The following is a 323-nucleotide window of genomic DNA, read 5'->3' on the forward strand; positions in this document are numbered from 1 at the left end:
AAGGGAAGGGCAGGGGGCGAAGAGCGGTGACCGGAGACGACCCACGGCTCCGGCCACCGCCCCGCTCAGGAGGTCCGCGGAATGTCCAGTTCCTGCCAGATGCCGTCGAGGGCGTCGGCGAACTTCTCCACGTCCTGTGAGGTGTGCGTCGCGGACGGCGCGATGCGCAGGATCTCCTCGCCCTCCTTGACGCTGGGCGCGTTGATGGCCTGGACATAGATGCCGTGCCGCTCCAGCAGCAGCGCCGAGGCCTCGCGGCAGCGTGCGTCGTCGCCGACGAACGCCGACACGATGTGCGACATCGGCGAGATGAAGGGGATGCC

1 protein-coding gene is annotated in these 323 nt (G+C 69.0%); it reads right to left on the reverse strand.

What is annotated here, in order from left to right; all coding sequences use genetic code 11:
* Positions 1-65: 65 nt before the first annotated feature.
* The coding region (locus ACLZOT_RS51125; RefSeq protein ID WP_416976135.1) for an aminotransferase class I/II-fold pyridoxal phosphate-dependent enzyme at positions 66-323 on the reverse strand (258 nt) is incomplete at its 5' end.

This window comes from Streptomyces sp. 4F14, from assembly GCF_048159485.1.
Classification (GTDB): Bacteria; Actinomycetota; Actinomycetes; order Streptomycetales; family Streptomycetaceae; genus Streptomyces.